The organism is Variovorax sp. Varisp41 (assembly GCF_047325085.1).
In the GTDB taxonomy this organism is placed as follows: Bacteria; Pseudomonadota; Gammaproteobacteria; order Burkholderiales; family Burkholderiaceae_C; genus Variovorax.
The window spans coordinates 547241-571923 of the sequence record NZ_CP168541.1 but is presented as its reverse complement, the minus strand read 5'-3'; the positions used below and the strand labels follow the sequence as shown (position 1 = coordinate 571923).

The 24683-nt window shown below is 71.2% G+C and carries 23 protein-coding genes; 7 read left to right on the top strand and 16 right to left on the bottom strand.

Annotated elements, in window-relative coordinates; translation table 11 throughout:
* Positions 1-11 precede the first annotated feature (11 nt).
* The 3 genes from ACEN9J_RS33790 to ACEN9J_RS33780 form a co-directional block, all read right to left on the bottom strand.
* Positions 12-416 (bottom strand): hypothetical protein, encoded by a 405-nt coding sequence (locus tag ACEN9J_RS33790; RefSeq protein WP_057595744.1) that lies wholly within the window; start codon positions 414-416, stop codon positions 12-14.
* Positions 417-456: 40 nt separating this feature from the next.
* Positions 457-729 carry a hypothetical protein gene (locus ACEN9J_RS33785; RefSeq protein WP_413765475.1) on the bottom strand — a complete coding sequence of 91 codons (273 nt, stop codon included), beginning with the start codon at positions 727-729 and terminating at the stop codon, positions 457-459.
* Positions 730-840: 111 nt separating this feature from the next.
* Complete coding sequence (locus ACEN9J_RS33780) at positions 841-1773, bottom strand: LysR family transcriptional regulator (protein ID WP_296728538.1); 933 nt, start codon at positions 1771-1773, stop codon at positions 841-843.
* Between the two features lie 89 nt (positions 1774-1862).
* Here ACEN9J_RS33780 and ACEN9J_RS33775 point away from each other — a divergent pair, with 89 nt between their 5' ends.
* From ACEN9J_RS33775 to ACEN9J_RS33765, 3 genes are read left to right on the top strand one after another with little or no spacing between them, the layout of a single operon-like run.
* A complete protein-coding gene (locus ACEN9J_RS33775; RefSeq protein ID WP_413765474.1) occupies positions 1863-3173 on the top strand; it encodes an MFS transporter in 1311 nt (436 codons plus the stop codon).
* A complete protein-coding gene (locus ACEN9J_RS33770) occupies positions 3170-4075 on the top strand; it encodes a polysaccharide deacetylase family protein (protein WP_057595740.1) in 906 nt (301 codons plus the stop codon). Before ACEN9J_RS33775 ends, ACEN9J_RS33770 begins: the two co-directional genes overlap by 4 nt.
* Positions 4072-4707 carry an aspartate/glutamate racemase family protein gene (locus ACEN9J_RS33765; RefSeq protein WP_413765473.1) on the top strand — a complete coding sequence of 212 codons (636 nt, stop codon included), beginning with the start codon at positions 4072-4074 and terminating at the stop codon, positions 4705-4707. The genes ACEN9J_RS33770 and ACEN9J_RS33765 overlap by 4 nt, the downstream gene beginning before the upstream one ends.
* 16 nt (positions 4708-4723) lie before the next feature.
* Here the strand turns inward: ACEN9J_RS33765 and ACEN9J_RS33760 are convergent, their stop codons facing one another.
* Genes ACEN9J_RS33760 through ACEN9J_RS33720 form a run of 9 tightly spaced genes read right to left on the bottom strand, consistent with a single transcriptional unit; the run spans position 4724 to position 14570 of the window.
* Positions 4724-5833, bottom strand: coding sequence for a CaiB/BaiF CoA transferase family protein (locus tag ACEN9J_RS33760; RefSeq protein ID WP_413765472.1), 1110 nt, complete (start codon positions 5831-5833; stop codon positions 4724-4726).
* Positions 5830-7578 carry an FAD-dependent oxidoreductase gene (locus tag ACEN9J_RS33755; RefSeq protein WP_413765471.1) on the bottom strand — a complete coding sequence of 583 codons (1749 nt, stop codon included), beginning with the start codon at positions 7576-7578 and terminating at the stop codon, positions 5830-5832. The genes ACEN9J_RS33760 and ACEN9J_RS33755 overlap by 4 nt, the downstream gene beginning before the upstream one ends.
* Complete coding sequence (locus tag ACEN9J_RS33750) at positions 7571-8026, bottom strand: Zn-ribbon domain-containing OB-fold protein (protein ID WP_413765470.1); 456 nt, start codon at positions 8024-8026, stop codon at positions 7571-7573. The genes ACEN9J_RS33755 and ACEN9J_RS33750 overlap by 8 nt, the downstream gene beginning before the upstream one ends.
* Entirely contained in the window at positions 8023-9204 is a 1182-nt protein-coding gene (locus ACEN9J_RS33745) for a thiolase C-terminal domain-containing protein (RefSeq protein WP_413765469.1), read from the bottom strand. Before ACEN9J_RS33745 ends, ACEN9J_RS33750 begins: the two co-directional genes overlap by 4 nt.
* A complete protein-coding gene (locus ACEN9J_RS33740) occupies positions 9201-10493 on the bottom strand; it encodes a CaiB/BaiF CoA transferase family protein (protein WP_413765468.1) in 1293 nt (430 codons plus the stop codon). Before ACEN9J_RS33740 ends, ACEN9J_RS33745 begins: the two co-directional genes overlap by 4 nt.
* A gap of 11 nt (positions 10494-10504) precedes the next feature.
* The gene (locus tag ACEN9J_RS33735; RefSeq protein WP_261214272.1) at positions 10505-11485 is read right to left on the bottom strand and encodes a Bug family tripartite tricarboxylate transporter substrate binding protein; all 981 of its coding nucleotides are present in this window, start codon (positions 11483-11485) and stop codon (positions 10505-10507) included.
* A 31-nt stretch (positions 11486-11516) separates the two neighbouring features.
* Positions 11517-12266: a FadR/GntR family transcriptional regulator gene (locus ACEN9J_RS33730; RefSeq protein ID WP_261214255.1), complete on the bottom strand. Its 750-nt coding sequence runs from the start codon at positions 12264-12266 to the stop codon at positions 11517-11519.
* A gap of 16 nt (positions 12267-12282) precedes the next feature.
* Positions 12283-13254 carry a PDR/VanB family oxidoreductase gene (locus tag ACEN9J_RS33725; RefSeq protein ID WP_413765467.1) on the bottom strand — a complete coding sequence of 324 codons (972 nt, stop codon included), beginning with the start codon at positions 13252-13254 and terminating at the stop codon, positions 12283-12285.
* On the bottom strand, positions 13251-14570 hold the full coding sequence (locus ACEN9J_RS33720; protein WP_261214252.1) for a Rieske 2Fe-2S domain-containing protein: 1320 nt from the start codon (positions 14568-14570) through the stop codon (positions 13251-13253). The genes ACEN9J_RS33725 and ACEN9J_RS33720 overlap by 4 nt, the downstream gene beginning before the upstream one ends.
* Positions 14571-14822: 252 nt before the next feature.
* Here ACEN9J_RS33720 and ACEN9J_RS33715 point away from each other — a divergent pair, with 252 nt between their 5' ends.
* Positions 14823-15524: a nitroreductase gene (locus ACEN9J_RS33715; RefSeq protein WP_413765466.1), complete on the top strand. Its 702-nt coding sequence runs from the start codon at positions 14823-14825 to the stop codon at positions 15522-15524.
* A 15-nt stretch (positions 15525-15539) separates the two neighbouring features.
* On the opposite strand, the gene ACEN9J_RS33710 is transcribed toward ACEN9J_RS33715, so the two are convergent.
* From ACEN9J_RS33710 to ACEN9J_RS33700, 3 genes are all read right to left on the bottom strand, one after another.
* Positions 15540-17147: an MFS transporter gene (locus ACEN9J_RS33710; RefSeq protein ID WP_413765465.1), complete on the bottom strand. Its 1608-nt coding sequence runs from the start codon at positions 17145-17147 to the stop codon at positions 15540-15542.
* Between the two features lie 159 nt (positions 17148-17306).
* Entirely contained in the window at positions 17307-18482 is a 1176-nt protein-coding gene (locus ACEN9J_RS33705) for a PDDEXK nuclease domain-containing protein (RefSeq protein ID WP_413765464.1), read from the bottom strand.
* A gap of 45 nt (positions 18483-18527) precedes the next feature.
* Complete coding sequence (locus ACEN9J_RS33700) at positions 18528-19511, bottom strand: Bug family tripartite tricarboxylate transporter substrate binding protein (RefSeq protein ID WP_413765463.1); 984 nt, start codon at positions 19509-19511, stop codon at positions 18528-18530.
* Between the two features lie 154 nt (positions 19512-19665).
* On the opposite strand from ACEN9J_RS33700, the gene ACEN9J_RS33695 reads away from it, so the two are divergent.
* Positions 19666-20394, top strand: a complete 729-nt coding sequence (locus tag ACEN9J_RS33695) for a FadR/GntR family transcriptional regulator (RefSeq protein WP_413765462.1) — start codon at positions 19666-19668, stop codon at positions 20392-20394.
* Positions 20395-20416: 22 nt separating this feature from the next.
* Here ACEN9J_RS33695 and ACEN9J_RS33690 read toward each other — a convergent pair whose 3' ends face one another.
* Positions 20417-22666, bottom strand: a complete 2250-nt coding sequence (locus ACEN9J_RS33690; protein WP_413765461.1) for an acyl-CoA dehydrogenase — start codon at positions 22664-22666, stop codon at positions 20417-20419.
* A 166-nt stretch (positions 22667-22832) separates the two neighbouring features.
* Between ACEN9J_RS33690 and ACEN9J_RS33685 the strand changes: the two genes are divergently transcribed.
* Both ACEN9J_RS33685 and ACEN9J_RS33680 read left to right on the top strand, forming a co-directional pair.
* Entirely contained in the window at positions 22833-23711 is an 879-nt protein-coding gene (locus tag ACEN9J_RS33685; RefSeq protein WP_413765460.1) for a FadR/GntR family transcriptional regulator, read from the top strand.
* A 163-nt stretch (positions 23712-23874) separates the two neighbouring features.
* A complete protein-coding gene (locus ACEN9J_RS33680) occupies positions 23875-24672 on the top strand; it encodes a CoA-transferase subunit beta (protein WP_413765459.1) in 798 nt (265 codons plus the stop codon).
* Positions 24673-24683 lie beyond the last annotated feature (11 nt).

Genomic DNA, 24683 nt, shown 5'->3' with positions numbered 1-24683 from the left:
CGAGCTGGCGGCTACCGCGCGGCGCCCTTGGCGGGGCATGGGTAGAGCTCGCGCATGTGCAGCCGGAACGCCTGCTCCATCGGCATCGTCCGCTGCTCGGGCGGCAGGTGCAGCAGGAAGGGGATCAGCGTGTCGGTGGTGACCTTCGCGGACTTGCCGGGGCAGCTGTCGATCGTGGTGCCCGCGGCCCTGGCCTTGAGCACGTCGGTGCGGTAGTTGTCGCCGATGTTCGCCAGCCCGCGGATCGCCGCCACGTAGTCGGCGTTCTGCTCCGCGCGCTCGGGACCGACCTCGCCGAGCACCTGCGCGCCGCGCAGGAAGTCGTCCACCGTCAGCGCTGCGCTGCGGTCGGGCCCGATGGACGGCGGGAGGTCGCGCGAAGGCGTCTGCGCCAGCGCTGCCGGACAGGCGAACATCGCGAGCAGAAGGGCGGCACCGGCAAGGCGCCGCACCGGTTCAGAGAGAGTTGGCTTCACCACCGGGCAGGTTGTAGGTATCGGAACCGGGGAATGCCTCGGAAGGCTTGGGGATCGCGCGCCTGTGGATGGCGGCGAAGCTCAGGCAGCAGGCGGCGCCGACGATGGGAATGAGCCATACCAGGGCCAGCTGCCATGCGCGCTGCGGCCCCGAGTAGAAATCGCTGCGCAGCACCACGACCGTCGCGGCCAGGTCGCCCGCGAGGACCGCGATGGCGATGGCTGCGAGGACGTAGGGAAGGGGGCCGTGCAATGGGTGTGCTCTGGGGAGGGGTCGAACGAATGTAGCGACGGGGTTGCGCGGGCGTCAACGGCCTGGAACAGATTGACACAGCGGAAACGTCTTTCGCTCCTCGATGCGGCTTCAATGCGCGGCGGCTTCGGCCGCCTCGTCCGGCAGGCTCCCCTTCGATTTCACGAACGCCTGCATGTGCTTCAGGAAGGCGTTCGCCGCCGGCGTCAGCTCCGCGTCGCTGCGCGAATAGACGCCCATGTTCCGCTTGACCGTCGGCCGCACCAGCATCCGCGTCTGCACGCCGGTGCGGCGCGAGAGCTGGCGCACGTTGACCGGCAGCGCGGCCACGCCCATGCCCGCGGCCACCATGCTGATCAGCGTGGAGGAGAAGGTCGCGACATGCGCGGGCACCGGCCGCAGGCCGACCGAATCGAAGGCCGCGTCGGCCAGTGCGCGCGACGGGCTCTGGTCGGACAGGCTGATCAGCGGATGCCTGGCCAGCTCGCGCCAGGTGACGGCGCCGCGCTCCGCGAGCGGATGGCCATCGGGCACCAGCGCCACCAGATGGTCCTGGTAGAGCGTGACCTCCGTCAGCCCCGGCTCGCCTTCGACCAGCGTGCCGACGCCGAGGTCGACCTCGCCGCGGCGCACCTGGTCGCGGATGGTCTCCTCGAAGCCGTCCTTGAGGATGCACTGGATACCCGGATGGCGCTGCTGGAACGACTGGATCACCCAGGGCAGCAGCGTGGCGGCGATCACGATGGAGGCGGCCACCGTGACCCGGCCGCGCTTGACCTCGGCCAGCGCGCGCGATCCGGCGACCGCGGCCTCGAGGTCCTCGAGCGCCTTGCGCGCCAGCGGCAGGAACTCGGCGCCCGCCTCGGTCAGCTGGACCACGCGCGTGCTGCGGTAGAACAGCCGCAGGCCGATCTGCTCCTCGAGTTCCTTGACCAGCGTGGACAACGCGGAGGGCGACAGGTGCATGCGCTCGGCCGCGCGGGCGAAGGCACCGACCTCGGCCACCGCGAGGAAGGCGCGGATCTGGCGCAGCGTAATATTCATATTTAACGAATAATCGTTCGGATCATTCTGATTGTCCAAGCATTGAGCCGGTGCTGCAATGGCGCCGTCCATCGATCAGGAGCATCCCCATGACGACATCCGCCACGGCGAACACGGCCCCGCGCGCCGAAGACCGGCCCGCATCCTCGACCAGTCCGCGGCGCGTCGCCGCCGCGAGCCTGGTCGGCACCACGCTGGAGTTCTACAACCACTTCGTGTTCGGCACGGCGGCGGCGCTGGTGTTTCCGAAGCTGTTCTTCCCGCAGACCGATCCCTTCGTCGCGACCATCCTGTCGCTGCTGTCGTACGGCATCGCCTTCGTCGCGCGACCGGTGGGCGCCGCGATCTTCGGCTCGCTGGGCGACAAGCTCGGGCGGCGCTTCGTGCTGGTCTCGACCTTGCTGGTCATGGGCCTGTCGACCTTCCTGATCGGGCTGCTGCCGACCTACGAGCACGTCGGGCTGCTCGCGCCGCTGCTGCTGGCGCTGCTGCGCTTCGCCCAAGGGCTCGCGCTGGGCGGCGAGTGGGGCGGGGCGGCGCTGATGGTCAACGAGTTCGATGCCAGCGGGCGCCGCCGCGGCTTCTACGGCAGCCTGGTGCAGGTCGCGAGCCCGATCGGCGTGCTGATCGCCAATGCGATGTTCGGCTTCATGAACACGGTCACCACCGACGCGCAGTTCATGGACTGGGGCTGGCGCGTGCCCTTCCTCGCGAGCATCCTGCTCGTCGGCATCGGCTATTTCATCCGCCGCACGATCGAGGAATCCCCGGTCTTCAAGAGCCTCGAGAAGAGCGACCACAAGGCCGAGGCGCCGCTGGCCGAGACGCTGCGCAAGCACTGGCGCCAGGTGCTGCTGGCGATCGGGGTGCGCGCCGGCGAGGGCGTGATCTGGTATGTGTTCTCGCTGCTGCTGCTGATCTACGTGCCGAACCGGCTCGGCCTGCCGCGGCAGGTGGCCTTGAATGCCGTGCTGTGGGGTGCGGCGGTCGGCGTGGTCGCGATCCCGCTGTTCGGTGCGCTGTCCGACCGCTTCGGCCGCAAGCCGATGCTGCTGCTCGGCGTGGCCGCCTCGATCGTCTGGTCGTTCGCGTACTTTCCGCTGCTGGAGACGCGCAATCCCTCGCTGGTGGTGTTGGCCTCGGTGATCGGCATGGTCTGCCAGGCTTCGCTGTGGGCGCCGCTCGCGGCCTTCATCCCCGACATGTTCGAGTCCAGGGTGCGGTGCACGGGCGCATCGCTGGGCTTCCAGCTCGCGGGCGTGTTCGGCGGCGCGCTCGCGCCCAGCATCTGCGTCTGGCTGCTCGACCGTTTCGACAGCCCGCTGTCGATCTCGATCTACTGCACCCTCGGCCTGCTGCTGATCGGGGTGTGCGTGGCGAAGGCGAAGGTGCAGCGATGAGCGAGGCGGTGCGCGACTTCATCGGCTACGGGCGCGTGCGTCCGGACTTCGAATGGCCGGGCGGGCGCCGCGTCGCGCTCAGCGTGGTCGTCAACTACGAGGAGGGCGCGGAGAACTGCGTGCTCGAGGGCGATACCTTTTCGGAGGTGCTCAACAGCGACGTGTCGGGCGCGACGGCGCGCGCCGGGCGCCGCAACCTGGTGGTGGAGTCGCACTACGAATACGGCAGCCGGGCCGGCCATTGGCGCATCCTCGACCTGCTCGCCGAATGCCGGGTGCCGGCCACCTACTTCGCGGTGTCGGGCGCGCTCGAGAAGCATCCCGAGGCCGCGCGATCGATCGTCGAGGCCGGACACGAGGTGGTCTCGCACGGCGCGCGATGGATCGACTACGACGAGGTGCCCGAGGCGACCGAGCGCGCGCACATGGTTCGTTCGCTCGACGTGCTCGAGCGCCTGTGCGGCGAACGCCCGGTCGGCTGGTACACGGGCCGCGTGAGCCCGCGCACGCGCGCGCTCGCCGTCGAGCAGGGACTGCAGTACGACTCGGATGCCTACAACGACGACCTGCCGTACTGGACGCGGGTCGGCGACAAGCCGCACCTGGTGCTGCCCTACAGCTTCGACTGCAACGACATGCGCTTCGCCTCGGCGCCGGGCTTCGACACGCCCGACGACTTCACCGACCATCTGCGGCGCACGCTCGCCTGCCTGCGGCGCGAGGGCCGCCGGCAGGCGTCGATGATGTCGATCGGCCTGCACCTGCGCCTGGCCGGGCGGCCCGGGCGCACGGAGGCGCTGCGCGAGTTCCTGCTCGCGGCTTCCGAATTCCCCGATGTCTGGTTCTGCCGGCGGCGCGACATCGCGCAGTTCTGGCGGCATCGCTTTCCGGCCACGCCATGACGGCGAGGACGCTGTTCCTCAATCCGAACTCGAGCCGCGAGATCACGGCCACGCTGCGGCGCCACATCGCGCGCGGCGGCTGGCCGTCCGGGTGCTGGGCCGCCGCCGAGGTCGAGGCGGCGCCACGGATCATCGGCTCCGCCGTCGACAACGCGCGGGCCGAGGCGGCGCTGGCGAGCGCCCTGCCGGGCCTGAGCGAGGGCTTCGACCGGGTGGTGGCGATGTCGTCGGTCGACACGGGCTACGAGATCGTGCGCGAGCGCTTCGGCGATGCGGCCCATGGTTTCACGCGCAGCGTGCTGGCGCTGCACCGCAAGCTCGGCCACCGGCTCGACATCGTGACCTTCGACCGCGGCATGACGGCGCTCTACGAGGCCGCCTTCGAGGCGACCGGCCATGCGGGCACGATCGACGGCTGGCAGGTGATCGATCTCGCGCCGGCCGTCATCGCCGCGCAGCCCGAGATCGCGCTGGATGCGCTGCGCGAGCGCTGCGAGGGCTTCGGCGGACGGCAGCCGGTCTTCGTGGTCGGCGTGGTCGGTCTGGCGCTTGCCGCGGGGCTGCGCGATGCCGGCATGCGGCAGGTGATCGATCCGGTGGCGGACCTGCTCGCCTGGCTCGGCGAGGGCTGAAGCGCCGACGGCCCGCTCAGTCCCAGCGCGCCAGTACCTCCGCAGCCGGCGTCGCCTCGCGCGCCGCCGGCCCCTGGATTCGCGAAGGCGTGCGCGAGAAACGCGGCGCCGGTGCCGGCTGCCGCACGCCTTCCACCTCGACGAAGGCCTCGCGCGCACTTTGGTGCGGATGCGCGGACGCCTCGCTCAGCGCGAGCACGGGCGCGACGCAGGCATCGCTGCCGTCGAACAGCGCGGTCCATTCGTCGCGGCTGCGGGTGCGGAACAGCCGCTCGAACTCGGCGCGCAGCGCGGGCCAGCGCGCGCGGTCGTGCTGCGCGTCGCGCAGCGCGGGGTCGACGCCCAGGCGTTCGCACAGTTCGGCGAAGAACTGCGGTTCGATCGGCCCGATGCAGACATGGCGGCCGTCGCCGGTGGCGTAGCTGCCGTAGTAGGGCGCGCCGCCGTCGAGCGCGTTGGTGCCGCGTTCCTCGCGGAAGGTGCCGCGCATCGCGCTGGTGGCGAACAGGCTCATCAGCGAGTTCACGCCGTCGACGATGGCCGCGTCGACCACCTGGCCCTGTCCCGAGCGCCGGCTTTCTAGCAGCGCGGCCAGGAGGCCGACGACGAGGTAGAGGCTGCCGCCGCCGTAGTCGCCCACGAGGTTCAGCGGCGGCACCGGCGCCCCGCCGGCCGGGCCGATGGCATGCAGCGCGCCGGTCAGCGCGATGTAGTTGATGTCGTGGCCCGCGGCCTGCGCGAGCGGGCCGTGCTGGCCCCAGCCGGTCATGCGGCCGTAGACCAGCCGCGGATTGCGCCGCAGCACCTCGTCGGGGCCCAGGCCCAGGCGCTCCATCACGCCGGGCCGGAAGCCCTCGACCAGCACGTCGGCACGCGCCAGCAGGCCCAGCACCTCCTCGCGCGAGCCCGGGTCCTTGAGGTCGGCCAGCACCACGGTGCGGCCGCGGCCCGTGATGTCGCTGCGGTCGCCGAGTCGGCGCGCGGGGCGGTCGATGGTGATCACGTCGGCGCCCATGTCCGACAGCAGCATGCAGGCGAAGGGCGCGGGCCCGAGGCCGGCGAATTCGACCACGCGCAGGCCGGCGAGCGGGCCGCTGGCCTCGCGGGGAGTGAAGGTGGGATTCATCGTGGGGAGGAAGGTGTGTGGGGGTTGCGTCGTGCCGCATGCCGCGCGATGCGCCAGCCGAACACGATCGCGGGCCCGAGCGTGATGCCCGGGCCCGGATAGGCGCCGCGCATGATCGAGGCCATGTCGTTGCCGCAGGCGTAGAGGCCCGCGATGGGTTGCCCGTCCGTGTCGAGCACGGCGCCGTCGGCATCGGTGGCGAGACCCGAGCTCGATGCGGCTTCGCCGGGCCAGACCGCCAGCGCGCAGAACGGCGCTTGCGCGATCGGGCCGAGACAGGGGTTCGGCGCATGCGCCGCATCGCCGTTGAAGCGGCCGAGCTCGGTGCTGCCCTTGCCGAAGTCCGGGTCCTCGCCGGCTTCGGCATGGCGGTTGTGGCGCGCGATGGTGGCTGCCAGCGTGCGCGCATCGATGCCCAGCCGTGTGGCCAGTGCGTCGATGTCGTGCGCGAGCACGAGATAGCCCGATGCCTCGTGCCGCCGCAGCGCGCTCGCGCGCGTGCCGGGCGGGATCGTGCCGAGGCCGTAGGCGCGCACGAAGGCCGCGTCGCAGACCAGCCAGGCCGGCGGCGTCGATGCGCCGGGGCGCATGCGCGCGAGCAGGGCTTCGACGAAGTGGTGGTACGAGGCGCTCTCGTCGACGAAGCGGCGCCCGTCGGCATCGACGGCGATCAGCCCGGGCTTGGCGCGGTCGAGGTACAGGTGCGGAAAGAGCCCGGGTTCACCGCCGGCGCGCGGTGCCAGCGAAACGGGCTGCCAGAAGAAGTCGCCCCGATGGCGTTCGAGCCGGGCCCCGGCCCGCAGCGCGGCATCGAGGCCCTCGCCGCGGTTGCCTTCGAAGGACTGCGGCCGCAGCGTGCGCGGCGACACGCTGGCCGGCGCCAGCTGGGCGCGCAACGCCGCGTGATGGCCGACACCGCCGGTGGCGAGCACCACGCCGAGGCGGCTCGCGATGCGCCGCGTCGATCCCTCGTGTTCGAACACGCTGCCGGTGACGCGGCCCGCCGAGATATCGAGTTGCCGCAGCCGCATGCCGAATCGCACCGGCACGCCGGCCTGGCGCAGGCTGAAGTACAGCCGCGCGACGAGCGCATTGCCCAGCACCAGGCGCGTGCCGCGCGCATGCGTGAGCCGGTCGCGCGCATGGCGCAGCACCAGCCGCGCGACATGGCGGAAGTTCGCGACGCTGCGCCAGCGGTAGGCCAGGGCCTGCACGTCGGCCTTGTTGGCCATCATGCCGCCGAGCACCATGAACTCGGGCATCGGCGCGCGGATGCGTTCGAAGTCGCGGCCCAGCCGCCGGCCGTCGAAGGGCAGCGGCGAGAGCGCGCGTCCCGCCACGGCCGCGCCGGGCAGCGCGAGGTAGTCGGGGTGGCGGCCGGCCGAGGCGAAGCGCAGTTCCGAATGCGCTTCGAGGAAGGCGATCGCCTCGGGAGCACTCGCGAGATAGGCGGCGCGCAGCCCGCGCGGATCGTCCTCGCCGAGGATCGCGTCGAGATAGCGCGCTGCCTCGGCGGCCGAGTCGGCGAAGCCCGCCGCCGCGCCCTGCGCATTGCCCGGCACCCACAGCGTGCCGGCCGAGGTGGCGGTGGTGCCGCCGACCTGTTCGCCGGCCTCGCACAGCACCACGTCGAGGCCCATGAGCGCGCCCGCGAGCGCGGCGCTCATGCCGCCCGCGCCGGCGCCGATCACGAGCAGGTCGCAGGTGTCCGCCTCCTGAGCGCCGGTGCGCGCGGACTCAGGCACGCCGCCACTGCAGCAGCGCGTACGGCGGCTGCGCATCCGGATGGTGTTCGAACACGCCCTCGACCTCGGCGCCGATCTCCACCGCCTGCATCGGATCGCCGAGCAGGTTGCCGACCATGCGCACCTTGCCGGCCCCGGGCAGCTCGACCAGCACCACGAGGTAGGCGCCATGCTCCTTGAGCGCCGCGTGCGCCGGATGCCAGACGCGCTCCCAGCTGAAGATGCGGCCGCGCGGCGCGACGTCCACCCAGGCGGGATCGAAGGCATGGCAGCGGTGGCAGATCCACTCGGGGCCGAACTGCCAGGTGCCGCAGTGGGTGCAGCGCTGCACGCGCAAGACGCCCTCGCGCAGGCCTTGCCAATAGGGTTCGGACAATCCGTCGGGCTCCGAAACGGGGATCGGCAGGCCCGCGGGCAGGTAGCGTTTCTCGTCGTTCGTGTCGTTCACAGCACGTTCTCCGATGCCAGCAGCAGGTCGCTCGCGGGCGTGACCATCGGGCCGCCGATCACCAGCGCGACATCGCTGCGCGCCGCCTGGCTGGTCGAGCTGCCGCGCACCTGGCGCACCGCCTCGAGCACCAGCTCGAAGCCATGCATGTAGCACTCGGCGAGATTGCCGCCGCTGGTGTTGAGCGGCAGCCGGCCCGTTGGGGCGACGAGGTTCTCGAGCGTGAGGAAGTCGTTGGCCTCGCCGGGCTCGAAGAAGCCGTGCTCGGCCAATGCCATCGCCACGCCGCCGGTGAAGTTCTCGTAGCTCTGCACCACGCCCACGTCGGCCGGCGCGATGCCGGCCATGGCATAGAGGTCGGGGGCCACGGTGTCGAAGCCCGCGCTCGCATAGCGCGGCGCATTGTGCGGATGGGCGCCGGCGCGAAAGCCCGAGCCCGAGGCCGCGCCGAGCAGGTAGGCGGGCTTGTGCGCGAAGTCCTTCGCGCGCTCGGCCGCCACCAGCACGATCGCGGCAGCGCCGTCGTTCTCCATGCAGCAGTCGTACAGGTGGAAGGGCTCGGCGATCCAGCGCGAGGCGTCGTACTTCGCGGCGTCGAGCGGCTTGCCGTGCATCACGGCGCGCGGATTGGCCTGCGCATGGTGGTAGGAGGCGAGTGCGATGGCACGCAGCGCCTCCTGTTGCACGCCGTGCTCGTGCATGAAGCGGCGCACGCGCATAGCGAAGCGCTGCGGCGGCGAGAGCACGCCATGAGGCATGAGGTAGGCCTTCTCGCCGGAGATGGTGTCGATGCCGCCGACCTGTCCGAAGCGCCCGTGCTGGCCCTGCGCGAGCGCGCGGAACACGACCACGCAGTCGGCCAGCCCGGCCGCGATGGCGGCCGCGCCATTGGCCACCGCCGCGGCGCAGCCGCCACCGCCGCCACCCCACTGCATGGTGGCCGAGCGCAGGCGGTGGATGCCGAGCGCGGCCGCCAGCCGCGAGGCCTCGCTGCGGTCGTCACTGTACGAGGCGAAGCCGTCGATCTCGCGCGGGTCCAGGCCCGCGTCGGCGCAGGCGGCGAGGATGGCCTTGAGCGCGAGCTTGAACTCCGCGTCGGGCGACTGGCCGTGGCGGTAGTAGGTCGTCTCGCCGATGCCGACCACGGCGACCCGGCCGCGCAGCGTGCGGTTGGTCATGCGGGCGTGCCGGCGGGTTCGTGCCGCTCGGCGGGCGGGCCGAAGGCGCCGGCGCGCGCGAGCGCCGCGAAGCGCTGCTCGTCGTAGCCCAGCGCCTCGCGCAGCACCTCCTGCGTGTGCTGGCCGACGGTGGGCGCGGCCACCGGGTCGGCGATCGGCGTGCGCGAGTAGCGGATCGGCAGCGCCATGTTCGGCACCCAGCCCACCTGCGGATGCGGGATGCGCGTCACCAGCCGGCGCTCGCGCGCCTCGGGCGAGCGGATGGCCTCGCCGACGGAGCGCACCTGGCCGCAGGGCACGCCGGCCGCGCGCATGCGCGACTGCCAGTGCGACCAGGGCTGCTTCGCGAAGGCCTCGCCGAGCAGCGCGAACAGCACCTCGCGCCGCTGCGAGCGCTCGCGGCCGCTGGCATAGGCCGGGTCCGCGGCCACGTCGGGCCGCTCGAGCACCTGCGTCATCAGGCGCTGGAAGATCTTGTTGTTGCCGCAGTTGATGTAGAACGAGCCGTCCTGGGCCTCGAACACGCCCGAGGGGCAGGTGTCGGGGCTGGTGTTGCCGTGGCGCTGCGGCTCGGCGCCGCTGAACACGTGCTGCAGCGTCGCATAGCCGGTCATCAGCACCGCGTTGTCGAACAGCGCCACCTCCACCGCCTGGCCGCGGCCGGTGCGCTCGCGCGCCACCAGCGCGCCGAGGATCGCGTTGGCCGCCATCATCGCGGTGCTGATGTCCATCACCGGCGACAGCGCGCGCACGCCCTGGCGGTCGGCATAGCCGTTCATCGAGACGAAGCCGCTCTCGGCCTGCGCGATCGGATCGAAGCCCAGGCGGTCGGCGAAGGCGCCCTCGCGGCCGTACGCCGACACCGAGCAGTAGACGAGCTCGGGATTGGCCTTGCGGCAGCTCTCGTAGTCGAGCCCGAAGCGCTCCATCACGCCGGTGGAGAAGTTCTCGACCACGACGTCGGCGCTCGCGACCAGGGCGCGCGCCACCTCCAGGCCCTCGGGCGTCTTCAGGTCCAGTGCCACGCTGCGCTTGTTGCGGTTCGACCAGAGGAAGGGCGCGCCCTGCGCGAGCTCGGGATGCACCGGCGGGTACTGGCGGAAGTCGTCGCCGCGCCCGGGCGCCTCGATCTTGATCACGTCGGCGCCCATGTCGGCCAGGATCATGGTGGCGAAGGGGCCGGCGATGAAGTGGGTGAAGTCCACCACCTTGATGCCGGCCAGCGCCTGCGGCGCGCCCGCGGGGCGCGGCTGGTGCTCGGGGAAATCGGATTCCAGTTTTTCAAGCATGAGGGCGGTTCTCACATCTGGATGTTGGCCTTGCGCACGACCGGGCCCCATTGGCCCATCTCGTCGCGGATGAGCTTCTCGAGCTCCTGCGGCGTGCTGCTGCGCGCCTCGACGTTGCGCACCGAGAACATCTTGCGCACCTCGGGTCGCGCGACCGCGGTCACGATCGCGTCGTGCAGCTTCGTGACGATCTCGTCGGGCGTGTCCTTCGGCGCGAGCACGCCGAACCAGGCCGAGCTGCGGAAGCCCGGCACCTCGTCGGCGATGGCCTGCAGACCCGGCACGGTCTCGGTGGCCTTGGGCGTGCCCACGGCCAGGTAGCGCACCCGGCCCGAGCTCACCAGCGTGGCGCCGTCCAGGCCGGTCACGAAGGCGGCCTGCAGCTGGCCGCCGGCGAAGGCGGTCATCATCGGCGCGCCGCCGTTGTAGGGGATGTGCTGCATGCGCAGGCCCGCGGCCTCGTTGAAGTACTCGGCCGTCAGGTGCGACAGCGAGCCGTTGCCGACCGAGCCGACGTTGAGCGCATTGCCGTTCTTCTTCGCGTAGGCGAGAAAGTCCTTCAGCGTCTTCGCCGGGCTGTCGGCGGGCACGGCCAGGATCATCGGCGTGATCGCGACGGTGGAGATCGGGCGCAGGTCCTTGAGCTCGTCGTAGGGCACCTTGCGCATCAGCGAGACCACCGCATTCGGGCCGGTGTTGCCGAACACCAGCGTGTAGCCGTCGGGCGCGGCCTTGGCCACGTAGTCGGTGCCGATGGTGCCGCCCGCGCCGGGCTTGTTCTCGACGATCACGGTCTGGCCCAGCGTCTCGCTCATCGACTGCTGGATGGCGCGCGCGAGTTGGTCGGTGCTGCCGCCGGCGGCATAGGGCACGATCATGCGGATCGGCTTGTTCGGATAGCCGCCCTGCGCATGGGCGGGCAGGGCACCGAGCACGAGCGCGGCGCAGGCGGCGCCCAGCAGCGCGCGGCGGGGGAAGAAAGAGCTTGTCATCGGGGGTCTCCTTGGGTTCGTGGGTGTCGTGTCAATCCGTGTCGCCGAGCACGCTCGACCAGTAGCTGCGCGCGCGGTCCATGTGGCGCAGGATCAGCAGCTGCGCCTTGGCCGCGTCGCGCGCGCGGATGTGGCCGAGCAGGCGGCGGTGGTCGAGCAGCGAGGCGCGGCCCTGCACCGTGTCGGCGAACATCGCCTCGCGGCGCCGGCCGGTGAAGCGGTAGAAGGCATGCAGCACGCGCACCAGCACCGAGTTGTGGGTGGCATCGACCAGCGCGACATGGAACTCGGTGTCGGCCGCGGCGATGTTGCCGCCCTCGGCCAGCACCTGCTCGGTGCGCTGCAGCACGGCTTCCATGCGAGCGAGGTCGGCCTCGGTGCGGCGCTGGCAGGCCAGGCCCGCGGCCAGCACCTCGAGATGGCCGCGCACCTCCATCGTCTCGGCCACTTCCACCGGCGTGGGCACGGCGCCCATGTCGGTGAGCATCACCAGCGCCTCGAAGCTGCCTTCGCGCTCGACGTGCCGCAGGTAGATGCCCGAGTTGGGCCGCGATTCGACGATGCGCAGCGTGACCAGCGTGGCCAGCGCCTCGCGCACCGCGTTGCGGCCGACGCCGAGGCGCTCGGCGAGGTCGCGCTCGGAGGGCAGCCGGTCGCCCGGTTGCAGGCGCCGGTCGCGCAGGTAGGCGAGGATGCCGGCGATGGCGCCATTGCCCGCGCCCGCCGCGTTGGAAGCACTGGCTTCCTGCGGTTCCGCCGTGGTGTCGAGCCGGGTCGTCATGGACTGCTCACCTGCCTCAGAGGTCCAGGACCAGCGTCTTCGAGCGCGAGCCCGAGCAGCAGATCATGATCGCCTCGTTCGACTGCTTCTCCTGCGCATCCAGGTAGTCGTCGCGATGGTCGGGCTCGCCCGCGATCACGCGCGTGCGGCAGGTGCCGCAGACGCCGGCGCTGCAGGCATAGGGCACGTCGATGGCGTTGTCGAGCAGCGTGTCGAGGATGGTCTTGCCCGGTGCCACCGCGAGGCGCTGGCCGCTGCGCTCGAGCACCACCTCGTAGCCGCCCTCGGTGGCGGCCGCGCTGCCGGCGGCGAAGCGCTCGAAGTGCACCGTGTGCGCGGGCCGGCCGGCACAGGCCTCGACGAAGGCGTCGATCATGCGCGCCGGGCCGCAGCAGTACAGGTGCGCGCCGGCCGGCGCGTTGCGCACGATGGCCGCGATATCCAGCCGCTCGGCCCGCGAGGAGCCGAAGCAGAACTCGACCTCGCCGCGGCCGCGTCCGCCCTGCATGGCGCGCAGCGTGTCGGCGAAGGCGGTCTCCTCGGGCGAGCGGCCCGCGTAATGCAGCTGCCAGCGCCGGCCCAGCTCCTCGAGCCGGTGCAGCATCGACAGGATCGGCGTGATGCCGATGCCGCCGGCGATGAAGACCGAGTGCGCGGCCTCCTCGGCCAGCGCGAAGTCGTTGGCCGGCAGGCCGGCGCGCAAGCGGTCGCCCACGCGCGGCTGCGCATGCATCCAGGCCGAGCCGCCGCGGCCCTGTGCGTCGCGCTGCACCGCCACCACGTAGCGCGCGGCATCCGAGGGCGCGTTGAGCAGCGAATAGCTGCGGATCATCTCGCGCGGGAGGTGCAGGTCGATGTGCGCGCCGGCCGTGAACGGCGGCAGCGGCCGGCCGTCGGCCGACACGAACTCGTACGACGCGATGCCGCGTGCCTCCAGCCGGATCTGGCGCAGGCACAGGTCCAGCGGCGCGGGATTGCCCAGGCTCATGGCGTGTAGCCGAAGTCGGCGCCCAGGCGCGCGGTCATCAGCTCGCGGCCCGATTCGCTCCAGGCCTCGCCGGCCGGCAGCGTGAGCGACACCGCGCGCACCATCGGCAGGTCGGGATCCTCGATGCGCGGCGGGCGCTGCTGGCGCACCGACAGGTTGCGCACCGTCTCGAGCAGCAGGCGCCGGGTCATCGCGATGCCGGTGTCGCTCATGCCCAGGTGCTCCTTCGAGCGGTCGTAGATCGGCGCCACGCCCGACTGGCAGGCCGCGTCCTGCACCCACAGGCCGGGCAGGCCCGAGAACCAGGTCTTGGTCTGCGCGTCGTAGTTGAAGAGGAAGGCGCTCTGCAGGTTGAACCTGGTCCAGTACTTCGCGAAGGGCTCGGTGGCGGGCCGCGGCGCATAGGCGTTGATGCTCGGGTGGCCGGTCTCGCGGCCGCCGTGGCCGTTGTCGAACAGCTTGCGCGTCTTCTCGTAGAACTTCTGCGCCGGCGTGTACGAGAACATGATGCACAGCGTGTGGTGGTCGTCCAGCGGCACCCAGGCGTGGCCGCTGAGCTCGGGGTAGTTCGACTGCGGCGGCACCAGCGTGTAGAAGGGCAGCAGGAACTGGTTGACGCGCCAGTAGTGCGTGTTCTCGTCGAGCACGCGCTTGGAGGCCACGCTCATGCCGAAGTCCTGGCGCTTGCATTCGAAGGTGGGCCGCAGGTCCTTCTTCGCGGTCCAGTCGCTGATCGCGCCCTGCTGGTCGATGCGCCCGTGCAGGATCGGCGCGTGGGCCGAGTCGATCTCGCCTTCCACGGCCTGCAGCCAGTTGCATTCCTGCACGCGGAAGCTCACGTACACGTTCTCCTCGGGCACCAGGTTCCACTCGAGGTTCGGCAGCGGCGGCGGGTTCTCGCGGTCGGGCCCCATGTAGGTCCAGACGATGCCGTTGCGCTCGCGGCAGGGGTAGTTCTTGATCGTGACCGTGTCCTTGAGCCGGCTCTGCGCGGGCTCGGCCGGCGTGTCCTGCACGCGGCCGTCGACGCCGAACTTCCAGCCGTGGTAGATGCAGCGCACACCGCAGTCCTCGTTGCGGCCGAACACCAGCGGCGCGCCGCGGTGCGGGCAGGCATGGTCGATCAGGCCGACGCGGCCCTCGCTGTCGCGGAACGCGATCAGCTCCTCGCCGAGCAGGCGCACGCGCTGCGGCTGGCCGTCGGTCTCGAGGTCGCGGCTGGGCAGGAAGGGGATCCAGTAGAGGCGCATCAGCTCGCCCATGGGCGTGCCGGCGCCGACGCGCACGAGGGTTTCGTTGTCTTCTTGCGAGAGCATGGCTGCGGTTTTCCTTGTGGGGCAGGGCCATCCGGCGTGGTCGACCACCTTGGATGACCAGATTGGTAGGACCAATGCTAAATTCGAGACCGCGCGATGCAAAGCTTTTGTCTCAATAACCTTGTGAATGGATCAACCATAGATGATTGAGGTGCAAAAGGTGGCCGCCGTCGCGCATGTCTTTCGCCGCGCCGCCAGCGCGAGCGCGCCGGCACGGTTAGGCTCCCTCGTCTTCATCCCGTTGCCCGAGCCATGACCACTTCCCCGCCCGTTCCCGCGCCGGATCTCGCCGCGGCCCTCGACACCGTGCTCGACGCGCGCTACAGCTGCCGCGGCTATCTCGCCGACCCGGTGCCGCGCGACGTCATCGACGCGATCCTGCGCGCCGCCCAGCGCACGGCCTCGTGGTGCAACTCGCAACCCTGGCAGGTGGTCGTGACCGGCGCGGCCGCCACCGACCGCCTGCGCGCGGCGATGGCCACGCCCGAGGCACTGGTCGACCAAGGTTTCGAGATCGCGCCGCCCGCCGAGTACCGCGGCGTCTACCGCGAGCGACGCCGCGAATGCGGCTTCCAGCTCTACGACAGCGTGGGCATCGCCCATGGCGACCGCGAGGCTTCGGCGCGCCAGGGGCTGCTGAACTTCTCGTTCTTCGGCGCGCCGCACGTCGCGCTGATCCACACCGATGCCGCGCTCGGCGCCTATGGCGCGCTGGACTGCGGTGCCTACGTGTCGAACTTCATGCTGGCCGCGCGCAGCCGCGGCGTGGCGAGCATCGCGCAGGCCGCGCTCGCTTCGCGCGCGAAGTTCCTGCACCGCTGGTTCGACATCCCGGACGACCGCCAGGTGGTCTGCGGGATCTCCTTCGGCTACGAGGACCCGGCACACCCGGCCAATGGGTTCCGCACCTCGCGCGCTACCGTCGGCGACGCCGCGCGCTGGGTCGAGGACTGATCCGGCGGCCCGCGCTCAGGGGCTGCGCTCGGCCAGGTAGTGGCGCGTGAGCACCGGTTCGTGCGGCACCTGGAAGCTGCGAGCGAGCGCCTCCAGCTCGTGGCGCGCGACGGTGGCCCGCGCGCGCTGGCGCAGGTAGTCGGCCCACGAGGTGACGATGAAGCGCTCGACGTAGCGGCTCGGGTCGTCGAGGTCGCGGTAGACGCGCCAGAAGGTGGCACCGTCGCGCTTGCGCGGCACCGCGAGCTGCTGCACCGCGTCGAGGAAGCGCCGCGCGTCGGCATCGCGGATGCGGTAGACCACCTCGACGGCGACCGGCCCGGCCTCGAACTCGGGTTCGTGCTGCACCGAGAACTCCTCGTGCAGCGGCGCCAGCGTGACCTCGTCGTCCGCGCCCATGCGCAGCGGATACGGCCGCGCCAGCGCGATGCTCGCGAGCATGCCCGCGGCCGACAGGCACAGCGCCGCGCTCAGGCCGATCAGCGAGGACATCGCGCCCCAGAGCGCGGAGCCGAGCGCGAAGGCGCCGAGCGAGCACAGCGTGTGCATCGACGCGGCGCGCGCCCGCACCCAGGATGGCGCGCTGGTCTGGGTGGCGGCGTTGAAGGTCGACATCATCGTCATCCAGGCCGCGCCGCCGAGCACGAAGCTGGCGCACACGAGCGGCCGCCAGGTCGAGAGCGCGCCCACCAGCATCGCGCTCGAGAACACGAGGCAGCAGCCGGCGGCCAGCGCATCGAGCGAGAAGCGCGAACGGATGCGCCCGACGAAGAAGCCGGCGGCGACGGCGCCCGTGCCCAGGCAGGCCATCAGCAGGCCGTAGCCCGCCGCGCCCAGCCCGAGCCGCTGCTGCGCGATCACCGGCAGCAGGGCCCACAGGGCCGAACCGAGCCCGCTGAAGCCGGCCGTGCGCACCAGCTGCGCGAAGATGGCGGGCGAATGGCGCGCATAGCGCAGCGCGCTGAGCATGCCGCCCCACAGCCGCTCGGCCGGCAGGCGCCCGGGCGAGGGCGGCCGCGGCGGCCCGCGCCGCGTGGCCCAGCTCATGCCGAAGGCGGTCAGCACCGCGACCGCGAACACGGCGGCGCCGCCGGTCAGCGCGAACAGCACGCCCGCGAGGCCGGGGCCGACGGCGCGCGCGCCGTTGAAGGTCATCGACACCAGCGTGATGGCCAGCGGCAGCTCGGTGCGCGCCACCGTGTCGCTGACGGCGGAGTTCCACGAGGGCGACTGCAGCGCCGTGCACACGCCCAGCAGGAAGGTGAAGAACAGCAGACCGCCGGGGCCGATCCAGCCGGCCAGCGCGAGCAATGTGAGCGTCAGCGCGGCGAGCCCGTAGACGCCCTGGATGCGCAGCATCAGCCGTCGTCGGTCGATGGTGTCGGCCAGCACGCCGGCGGGCAGCGACAGCAAAAACATCGGCAGGAAGGAGGCGGTCTGGACCAGCGCCGAGAGGAAGGACGAGGCCGTGAGCTCGATCATCAGCCACGAGGCCGCCATGTTCTGCATCGCATTGCCGACGAAGAACAGGCTGCCGGCACCCCACAACCCGCGGAAGGCGGGCTGGGCGAGCGGACTCCAGAGCGAGGCTGCGTTCGGGGCGGTGGGAGTGCTGGGATTCAAGCGCGGGGCGATCGGCGGCGGGCGAGGCAAATCATATAGATGCATGCGCCGGCCCGCTCGCGGCGCACCCGGCCAACGGTTTCCGCACCTCGCGCGCGGCCGTCGGCGACGCCGCGCGCTGGGTCGAGGAGCGACCTCGTCGCGAACCGGCGGCGCCGCTCAGTCTTTGCCGCGTCGCTCCTGTGTCGCGACCGGAGGCGGCAGCGCACCGCGCACCACCTGCTGGAGCTGGCGCACCGAAGGCAGCTTGCCGCGCAGTTCGCTCGGTAGGGCCGCCTGCAACTGGTACTCCGCCACGCCGATAGGATTGGTCTTGCTGCGCAGGGCGAACTCGACCTCCAGGTTGTCCTTCTCGGCGCACAGGATGATGCCGATCGACGGGGCGTCGCCGGGCGCGCGCTCCCTGTCGTTGAGCAGGTTGAGATAGAAGTCCATCTTGCCCGCGTACTCGGGTTCGAAGGAGCCGACCTTCAGTTCCACGGCGACCAGGGCCTTGAGGAAGCGGTGGTAGAAGAGCAGGTCGATGAAGTATTCCTTGCGTCCCAGCACGAGGCGGTGCTGGCGGCCGATGAAGCAGAAGCCGTAGCCCAGTTCGAGGATGAAGTCGCGCAGCCTGTCGAGGAGCCGGGTTTCCAGTTCGCGTTCCTTCACCGCCTGGCGGATGCCCAGGAACTCGAGGCTGTAGCTGCTCTTGAGGACCTCCTCGGCCTGCCCGGCCATGGCGGGCGGCAGCACCCGCGGGAAATTGTGGCTCTTGCCCTCCGCGCGCGAGCGTTCCCAGGCGCCGGCCTTGATCTGGTTGAGCAGGACGTTGCGGCTCCAACCCAGCGCGGCGCTGGCGCGCAGGTAGTACAGGCGCTGTGCCGGGTCGGCGGTCTTGCCCAGGATCTGCAGGTGATGGCCCCAGGGAATTTCTGCGACGAGCTGTCGCAGAGAGTCGTTGCCGCCGAACGGCACGGTTCTCCGTGCAGCGCCGAGTCGGTGGGTATTGCGCCCCGAGCCCTTGGTCCTGGCACTTTCTGCGACAAGCTGTCGCAGAAAGTTGGGTTCGCTGTAAGCCTCGACCATGCGCCGCATGTCCCAGACATTGCGTGCCGAGAAACCCCGTGTGCCGGGAAAGGCCGCGCGCAGGTCCCGGGCGATCCGCTCGACCACGGCCTGGCCCCAGCCGTTCGTCTGCTGCTTGTCGAGGATGGCTTCGCCGATGTCCCAGTACAAAGCGATCAGGCCGTGATTGACCGCGCGGGCCGCGGACTGGCGGGCCGCCGCGACACGCTCCTTGAGCGCCTCGATGAAGGATGCGTAGTCGGCAGCTTCGCCGCTGGGCAAGGTCATGCGTGCACTATAGGGTAGCCCCACTGCGCCGCATGCGGCGCCCGCTCAGACCTTGATGCGCCCGGTCGCGACCAGCTTCTGCGTCAGCGCCAGCTGCTCGGCCAGGAAGCTCGACAGCTTCTGCGGGCCCCAGCCGGCGGGCTCGAAGCCCAGCTCGAGCAGCTTGGGCGCCACGTCGGGCAGCTTCACGATGCGCGCCATCTCGGCATCGAGCTTGTCGATGATGGCCTTGGGCGTGGAGGCCGGCGCGAACAGCGCGCCGAAGCCCGGCATGTTCACGTCCGGGAAGCCGGCCTCGGCGAAGGTGGGCACGTCGGGATAGAGCGGAAAGCGCGTCGGGCTCGCGACCGCCAGCGCGCGGATCTTGCCCGGGTAGCGCGAGACCCCGCCCAGCGACACCACGGCGGTGTCGATCTGGCCGCCGATCAGGTCCTGCAGCGCCGGCGCCTCGCCCTTGTAGGGCACGTGCACGGTGTCGATGCCGGCGGCCATGTTCAGCAGCTCGCCCACGAAGTTGCCGCCCGAGCCGGGGCCGTAGGAACCGTACGAGATCTTGCCGGGCCTGGACTTCGCCAGCGCCACCAGTTGGTCGAGCGTCCTGACATTGAGCGACTCGCGCACGCCGATGGCGATGGGCGTGAGCGCGAGCATGCTGATGGGCGCGAGGTCGGCGAGCTTGTAGGGCTGCTGAGCGGGCTGCAGCACCAGGTTGCTGATCAGCGCGCTGTAGCTGACACCGAGCGTGTAGCCGTCGGGCGTGGCGCGCGCCACCGCGGAGGCCGCGATCGCGCCGCTCGCGCCGGCCCTCGACTCGACGATGCACGGCTGGCCCCAGGCCTCGGTGAGCTTCTGCCCGATGACCCGCATCATCGTGTCGTGCCCGCCGCCGGCCGGCGTGGGAATGATGAACTTGATGACGTTGTCGGGATAGCCCGGCGCGGCGCGCGCGGCCAGGGGAAAGGCGGGCAGCGCCGAGGCGCCCAGCAGGCCGAGGCCGGTGGCCAGCGCGTGGCGGCGGGAGTGGGTCATGAGGCTTGTCTCCTGGTCGGATGGTTTGTGATGTAATTGGTTGAACCATAGCGAAAGCCTTGTCGATGGTCAATTGGCGTCAGCGCCAGGAAGGGCACACTATCGGCTCGGCATCCAGCCATCGACGTTCGTGATCCAGAGGAGGAAAGGAGCCATGTCGGAATCCGCACCAGTCTTCGCGCCCGTGCGCATGCGCCGCGCCTTCGAGGCGATTTGCGACCAGATCCGCCAGCAGGTGGTGGAGGGCGTGCTGAGCGCCGGCGACCGCCTGCCCAGCGAGCGCGAGCTGTCCGAGCAGTTCGGCGTGAGCCGCAGCGGCGTGCGGGAGGCGCTGCGCAGCCTCGAGATGGCCGGCATGGTCGAGGCCGTGACCGGCATCAACGGCGGCTTCTACATCAAGCAGTCGCATCCCGAGGGCATCACGCAGGCGGTGCGCGACATGGTGGCGCTCAAGCAGGTGCCGGTGTCGGACCTGACCGAGGCCCGCATCCTGCTGTGCGGGCTGGCGATCCGGCTGGCCTGCGAGCGCGCGACGGAAGAGGACTTCGCCGCCATCGAGGCCGACATCGAGCGCTTCGCCGAGCTGGTGAAGCAGGGCCGGCCGGTGCGCGACAGCGGGCAGATCACGGAGTTCTACCGACTGATCGGCCGCGCCACCCACAACGAGGTGATCGTGATGCTGATCGATGCCTTGTCGGAAATACTGCGCGGCCTGATCGCGCAGCTGCAGACGCCGCACAGCAACGTGGTGCAGGTGCGCCGCAAGGTGCTGCGCCTGATGCGCGACCGCGATGCGGACAAGGCCGGCGCCGCGCTGGCCAAGCACCTCAACGCACTGAACGCGCTGCTGCTCGAGATGGAGCGCAAGAAGCCGGCACGCTGAGCCGCGCCGGCCCGGGGCGCGTTCAGCGCGGCAGGCCGAGCCCGCGCTGCGCGATCAGGCTGCGCTGGATCTCGTTGGTGCCGATGCTGATCACCCACATCAGCGCATGGCGCAGGTTCTGCTCGATGCGCCCGCGCAGCACCGCGCCGGGGCTGCCCTCGCCGAGCGTGCCTTCCATGCCGAGCAGGTCGAGCGCCACCTCGCCGAAGCGCTCCATCAGCTCGCCCGAGTAGACCTTGCTCGCGGCCGCGTCGTGCAGCGGCGTCTCGCCCGCGTCGACGCGCTCGGCGCAGTGCATCATCATGCGGCGCCCGGCCTCGATCTGCCCCGCCAGGTCGGCGATGCGCTCGCGCACCAGCGGATCGAGGCGCATCGGCCGGCCGTCGGCGCCCGTCGCGCCGCGCAGGTGCTCGCACAGCTGCTCGAAGGCATGGGCCACCTTCATCACGATGCCGCCGCCGATGAAGCCGCGCTCGGTGGCCAGCGCCCCGACCAGCACCTTCCAGCCGCCGTGGAGCTCGCCCACCATCGCCTCGGCCGGCACGCGCACGCCGTCGTAGAAGACATTGGCGAAGCTGCCGCCGTACATCGTGGTCGAGGTGCGGATGGTAATGCCGGGCGTGTCCATCGGCACGATGAACAGGCTCAGGCCGGCATGCGGCGGGCTCGCCTCGGGGTCGGTGCGCGTGGCCAGCAGCATGTAGTCGCCCCAGTAGGTGGTGGTCCAGATCTTCTGGCCGTCGATCACGTAGTGGTCGCCGTCGCGTACCGCGCGGGTGCGCATCGACGCGAGGTCGGAGCCCGCGTCGGGCTCGCTGTAGCCCATGCCGTAGATCGCCTCGCCGCGCAGGATCTCGGGCAGGTAGCGCGCCTGCTGCGCCGCGCTGCCGTGCACCTGCAGCATCGCTGCCTGCACCGGCGCGCCCACGCGCGGCGCCTCGGCGCGTTCCATCTCCTCGACGAAGGCCAGTTGCTCGAAGGCGCCGCGCGCCTGGCCGCCGAAGCGTTGCGGCCACGAGAGGCCGATCCAGCCGGTGCGCCCGAGTTCGCGTGCGAACTCGCGGTCGTACTCGCGCGCCTTGAAGTCCAGCGCCTCGTGCGCGGCCTTGCGCTCGCCCGACCAGTGCGTCTGCAACCAGGCGCGCACCTCCTCGCGAAAGGCGTTACCGGCCGGGCCCAGGTCGTATTCGGGCAGCGTGCGCGGCGTGTCGCCGAGGAAGTGATCGGCCAGCGCCTCGCGCGCGCGGCGCCCACTGCCGTGGCGCAGCACGTCGAGGTGCACCTGCTTGAAATGGCGCGGCGCCTCGTGCTCCTCGCTGTAGCCGATGGCGCCGAAGGTGTGCTGCGTTTCCAGCGACACCCGGCGCAACGTCGTCGCGGCCAGCGCGCAGGCCGCCTCGGCGAACACGCGCCAGTTGTCGGCGCCGAGGTCGTGCTGCCGCGCTGCGCCGGCCTGCGTGAGCCGTGCGCCCAGCAGCGCGATGTGGCTGTCGGCGAGCTTGTGCTGGATCGCCTGGAAGCTGCCAATCGGGCGGCCGAACTGCCGGCGCTCGCCCGCATAGGCCACGGCGAGCTCGAAGGCGCGTTCGGCGGCGCCGGTGGCGCGCGCGCACAGCGCGAGGCGGGCCATCGCGTGCAGCGCGCCGAGCTGCTCCTCTGACAGTGCGAGGACGGTGGCCGCGATCCCGTCCAGCGCGACGCGGAACAGCCCCTGCGTTCCCATCGCGGGCGTGGCCTCGATGCGCACGCCGGGCGCGCGCAGGTCGATCAGCGCGAGCGCGGGGCCGTCCACCACCACCGCGAGGTGGGTGGCGCTGTCGGCATGCTCGACGAAGGCAAGTTCGCCGTGGAGCCTGCCGTCGTCGTCGATGCGCGCCTGGCCCGCGCCGCGGTCGCCGTCGAAGGCCCCGAAGCACAGCACCACGCGCGCCTCGCCGGCACGTTGCAGCGCGAGCAGCGCGGGCTCCTCGCCCTGCGGCGTGCGTGGCGCCGCGAGGTTCAGCAGCGTGCCGTGGTGCAGCGGCAGGGTGCAGCCCGCGCGGCCCAGTTCCTCCATGACCAGCGCGATCTCGCGCAGGCCGCCCTCCGAGGGATCCGATCCCAAGGCGGCAAGGCCCTGGGCCGCGAGCTGCTGCCACAGCGCCTGCACGCGCGCGGGTTCGCGTGACCATGGCACGGCGGTGGCGGGCGGCCAGTGGCGCTCGAGGAAGCCGCGCACCGAGTCGCGCAGCAGGGCGCGCTCTTCGTCGCCGGGAAGGGTGGTCGGGGGCATGGGCATGTCTCTCCTGGATCTCGGAAAATTTGAATGGTAGAACCATTGCTGAGATCCGGCAACCGCCATGGTCGCGAGGGCTCGGCCCGCAGCGGCCTGCGCAACGCGGCCCCTTATCATTTGGCTCAAAGGTCCAACTTTTAGTTTTTCCAACGGAGGATTCCCCATGGACGCCAAAGAACCGTCGCCGCCCGCGGCCGACGCACGGAGCGCCAAGTTCCAGCCCATCCGTTCCGCGCGTGCCTTCGAGGAGATCGCCCAGCAGATCCGCGGCGAGCTGTCGCAGGGCCGGCTCAAGGTCGGCACGCGGCTGCCGTCGGAGCGTGCCCTGTCCGAGCAGTTCGGCGTGTCGCGCAACACGCTGCGCGAGGCGCTGCGCTCGCTCGAGCATGCGGGCCTGATCCGGCTGCAGAAGGGCGCCAGCGGCGGCGCCTTCATCAGCGGGCGCAGCGGCGACGCCATCGCCACCGGCCTGATGGACATGTACCACATGGGCGCGATCCAGCCGGCGCAGCTCACCGAGGCGCGCATCTGGCTCGAATCGATCCTGGTGCGCGAGGCCTGCGCGCGCGCCACGCCCGCCGACCTCGAGGCGCTGGCCGCCAACATCGACGCGGCCGAGGAGGCGCTGCGGCGCGACGACTTCCCCGCGCGCGCGGCGACCAACCTCGAGTTCCACCGCATCCTCGCGCGCATGACCGGCAATCCGATCATGGTGATCGTGATGAACGGCGTGCTCAACGTGCTGGCCGAGTTCATCGGCCAGATCGGCCACGAGGAGAACGCCTACGTGCTGCCCTCGCGCCGCCGCTTCCTCAAGCACCTCGCGGCCAAGGACGCCGACGCGGCCGTGGCGGAGATGGAATCGAGCCTCAAGCGACTGCAGCGCAGCTATCTGTCGAAGGTGGGCGAGGACGCCGCGCAGGATGCCCCGGCCGCCGCGCCCGCCGCGCCGCGCAAGGCGGCGGCAAGGGCGCCGGCCGAAAAGCCCGCCACCAAGCCGGCGGCCAAATCCGCCACCCGCGCCCCGAAGACCGCGCGCTGAAGCCGCGCGGCACGCGCCGCCACGCCTTCGTCCCATCCGCAGAGGACCGCCCGCCGCAAGGCGCGCGGTCCTTTCTTCTTGCGCGCCCGGCAGGTGAATCCCGCTTGACAGTGCCATGGTTGATTCCTAGGATCAATGAATGGTTGAACCAAATATCAAGCAAATGACACAGGACGACGACAGGCCGTCGACCGGCGAGCTGCTCGCCGTGCTGCTGGCGCGCGACTTCGCCGATGGCGAGAAGGTCATCATCGGCACCAACTCCGACATCCAGCTGGCCGCTTGCAACCTCGCGCGCGAGATGCAGGCGCCCCGGCTGTGGTGGATCTCGGGCCCCGGCGGCATGGTGAACCCGGTGCGCGACCACCTGCTGTCCACGGCCGACTCGGAGAACATCGAGTCCTCCGAGGCCTGGATGGACCTGCCGAACATGATCGATTTCATCGACTGGAAGATCCACTTCTTCGACTTCGCGATCCTCTCGGCGCTGCAGGTCGACCGCTTCGGCAACATCAACACGGTGGTGGTCGGCGACCAGGCCCGGCCCAAGGTGCGCGGCCCCGGCACGGTGGGCATCAGCGCGCTGTGCGGGCTGGCCAAGCGCTTCTATGTCGCGCTCACGCGCCACGATCCGGGCGCCTTCGTGCCGCGCGTCGACTTCCTCTGCGGACCGGGCCACATGGAAGGCGGCAACTCGCGCGAGGAGGCCGGTCTGCCGCCGGGCGGGCCGCGCCTGGTGGTATCGCCGCTGGGCGTGTTCGACTTCGAACCCGTGAGCAAGGCCATGCGCGTGCGCTCGATCCATCCGGGCGTGACGCTCGAGCAGATCCGCAAGGCCACCGGCTTCGAGCTGGTGGTGGAGGGCACGCCGCCCGTCACGCGCATGCCCGAACCCGAGGAGCTGCGCCTGCTGCGCACCCGTGTCGACACGCGCGGCACCCTGCGCCGCAAGTTCCCCTGAAGAGACGAGCC